Origin of the sequence: Dermacoccus sp. UBA1591 (genome assembly GCF_002322065.1) — a bacterium.
In the GTDB taxonomy this organism is placed as follows: Bacteria; Actinomycetota; Actinomycetes; order Actinomycetales; family Dermatophilaceae; genus Dermacoccus; species Dermacoccus nishinomiyaensis.
In genome coordinates, this window is the sequence record NZ_DCNR01000001.1 from 1 (window position 1) to 3,301 (window position 3,301).

The 3,301-nt window shown below is 67.0% G+C and carries 3 protein-coding genes; 2 read left to right on the forward strand and 1 reads right to left on the reverse strand.

The annotated features are described in order from the left end of the window. Positions 1–34: 34 nt before the first annotated feature. Both metG and B2284_RS00010 read left to right on the forward strand, forming a co-directional pair. On the forward strand, positions 35–1,942 hold the full coding sequence (gene metG / locus B2284_RS00005; RefSeq protein ID WP_286697044.1) for a methionine--tRNA ligase: 1,908 nt from the start codon (positions 35–37) through the stop codon (positions 1,940–1,942). Next, complete coding sequence (locus tag B2284_RS00010) at positions 1,939–2,790, forward strand: TatD family hydrolase (RefSeq protein ID WP_006946782.1); 852 nt, start codon at positions 1,939–1,941, stop codon at positions 2,788–2,790. The genes metG and B2284_RS00010 overlap by 4 nt, the downstream gene beginning before the upstream one ends. 203 nt (positions 2,791–2,993) lie before the next feature. Here B2284_RS00010 and B2284_RS00015 read toward each other — a convergent pair. Then, positions 2,994–3,301 (reverse strand): hypothetical protein (locus B2284_RS00015; protein ID WP_286697045.1); only part of this gene is annotated, 308 nt, incomplete at its 5' end.

Below are 3,301 nucleotides of genomic sequence, written 5' to 3' on the forward strand. Positions count from 1 at the left end.
AGCGGTTGTCGGCGGCGGCTCCTAGGATGGGCCCATGACCAAGGTTCTCTCCGCTGTTGCCTGGCCGTACGCCAACGGCCCCCGCCACATCGGGCACGTCGCCGGTTTCGGTGTGCCCTCCGACGTCTACAGCCGGTACATGCGCATGGCGGGTCATGACGTGCTCATGGTCTCGGGCACCGACGAGCACGGCACGCCGATCGTCATCATGGCGGAGAAGGCGGGCAAGACGCCGCAGGAGTTCGCGGACGAGAACGCGAGCATCATCGTCGACGACCTCGTCGGCCTCGGCCTCAGCTACGACCTGTTCACGCGCACGACGACGGCGAACCACTACGAGGTGGTGCAGAAGCTGTTCCTCGCGCTGCACGAGAACGGGTACATGGTCGAGCAGACGACGTCGGGCGCCATCAGCCCGTCGACGGGGCGAACCCTGCCGGATCGGTACATCGAGGGCACGTGCCCGATCTGCAAGTACGCGGAGGCGCGCGGCGATCAATGCGACAACTGCGGCAACCAGCTCGACCCGACGGATCTCATCGATCCGCGTTCCAAGATCAACGGTGAGACGCCGGAGTTCATCGAGACGCAGCACTTCTTCCTCGACCTGCCGGCGCTCGCGGACGCGTTGTCGTCGTGGCTCGACGGGCGTGAGGCGACGGGCACGTGGCGCCCGAACGTCATCAAGTTCAGCCAGAACATCCTCGAGGAGATCCGTCCGCGCGCGATGACGCGCGACATCGACTGGGGCATTCCCGTGCCGCTCGACGGATGGCGCGAGCAGCCGACGAAGCGTCTGTACGTGTGGTTCGACGCCGTCGTCGGCTACTTGTCGGCCTCGATCGAGTGGGCACGTCGCCTCGGCGAGCCCGACAAGTGGCGCGAGTGGTGGAACGCGCCTGCGAGCACGGGCGGAGATGCGGAGCTCGCTCGGGCGGAGCGTGCGACGTCCGACGAGGGCAGCGTCGGAGCCCAGAAGGCATCGGAAGTACTTGGAAACAGCGACGGAGTCGCGGTTTCCAAGTACTTCATGGGGAAGGACAACATCGTCTTTCATTCGCAGATCTGGCCCGCTGAGCTTCTTGCTGCGAATGGCGAGGGCGCGAAGGGCGGGGTGGAGAGTCCTTTCGGGCATCTCAACCTGCCGTCGGAGGTCGTCTCGTCCGAGTTCATGACGATGGAGGGCAAGCAGTTCTCGACGAGTCGGGGGCATGTCATCTACGTCAAGGACGTGCTGGAGCGCTACGGTCCCGATCCGTTGCGGTACTTCATCGTCGCGGCCGGCCCCGAGAATCAGGACGCGGACTTCACGTGGGCCGAGTTCGTGCAGCGCAACAACTCGGAACTCGTCGCGGGCTGGGGCAATCTCGTCAATCGTGCGGCGAGCATGATCCACAAGAACTTCGGTGAGATCCCGGCGCCGTCCGAGTTGGCCGATGTCGACCGCGAGGTGCTCGACGCGGTGCGCGGCGGGTTCGCGACGGTGGGTGCGCTCATCGAGCGCAACCGTCTCAAGGCGGCCCTCACGGAGACGATGCGTCTCGTCGGCGAGGTCAACCGGTACGTCGCGGTGACGGAGCCGTTCAAGCTCAAGGGTGAGGACGAGCGGGAGCGTCTCGCGACGGTGCTGCACACGCTCGCGCAGTGCGTCGTCGACCTCAACACGATGATGGCGCCGTTCGTGCCGTTCTCCGCGAATCTCGTGCACGAGGTCATGGGCGGTGAGGGGGAGTTCATGCCGATGCCGGTCGCGAAGGAGGTCACCGACCTCGACGACGGACGTCCGTACCGCATCATCACGGGCGAGTACTCGGCCACGCCGCGCTGGCAGCCGCGTGACGCCGCGCCGGGCACGCCGATCGCGAAGCCGAAGCCGGCGTTCAAGAAGTTCGACCCGGCGGTGGTCGAGGAGGAACTCGAGCGAATGAACATCTCGGCGTGAGCGACCCAAACCTGCGCCGCAGCGACAAGCCGACGCCGCCGCAGCCGCTGCCGTCACCGGTCGTCGACAATCACACTCACCTCGACATCTCCCGTGACGGCGGCGCGCCACCCGACGTGCGCGCCGTCATCGACGAGGCCGTCGCGGTCGGCGTCGATCGGATGGTGCAGGTGGGGTGTGATCTTGCGGGCGCGCGCTTCACCGAGCGCGTCATCGACGCCCACCCCGAATTGCTCGGCGGCGTCGCGCTGCACCCCAACGAGGCGCCCAAGCTGTACGCCGCGGGCGAGCTCGACGCCGCATACGCCGAAATCGAGCGCATCGCGGCCCACCCGCGGGTGCGTGTCGTCGGTGAGAGCGGGCTCGACTACTTCCGCACCGGCCCCGACGGCGTCGCGGTGCAGCAGGAGAGTTTCCGGTGGCACATCGAGCTCGCCAAGCGCTTCGGCAAGGCGCTGCAGATCCACGACCGTGAGGCGCACGAGGACGTCATGCGCATCCTCGCCGAGCAGGGCGCGCCTGAGAAGACCGTCCTGCACTGCTTCAGCGGTGATGTCGCGATGGCGCGCGAGTGCGTCGAGCGCGGCTATTACGTCAGCGTCGCCGGCGTCGTGACGTTCAAGAACGCCCGCGAACTGAGGGCGGCACTCGCACAGGTGCCGCTCGAGCAGCTCCTCGTCGAGACGGATGCGCCGTACCTGACGCCGTCGCCGCACCGCGGGGCGACCAATGCGCCGTACCTCGTGCCGCTGACGGTGCGAGCGCTCGCCGAGGTCAAGAACGTCGACGTCCCGGCGCTGTGTGCGGCGTTGTCGGAGACGTCCGAGCGCGTCTACGGGCCGTGGTGAGCGTCACGCGCGTGATTCCATAGCGCAGCGATCGACGCAAGGGGGCTGGCACCGCGTGTGACGAATCCCACTGCAGCGGAAGATTTCCCGGGATGCCGCACCTGACGCCCCATCGCGTCGCAGTATCCGTTACGGTTCCGTTATCTGAATTTGACCCTCGCGGGTTGCCTCGGCAGTGTTGTCCGGGTTAACCCGAGTCTGGATCACACGGACGTGCCCTCGACCTCATGGTCGACGGGCTGGAGCGCAGGCCTGAGCCGAGCGCTTCGCACCGAGCCTTCGGTGCTCTGCGCGCCGCCAGTGAGGGACCTTCGACATCGGAGCATGATGACGTTCTCGACCACCCGCACCACTTCTCGTACGATCGCCGCGGCCGCTGCCGTGGCAGCCGCTTCGACGCTGGCCGCTTGCGGTTCGAGCGACTCGAAGACCGCGTCCGACGTTCCCTCGATCTCCTCGAGCTCGACGCCGACGAAGTCCGCGACCTCGACGCCGTCCACGACGAAGGCTG

Excerpts from the sequence above, each read along its gene's own strand:
- metG (WP_286697044.1), top strand. The coding sequence starts at position 35 with ATGACCAAGGTTCTCTCCGCTGTTGCCTGGCCGTACGCCAACGGCCCC.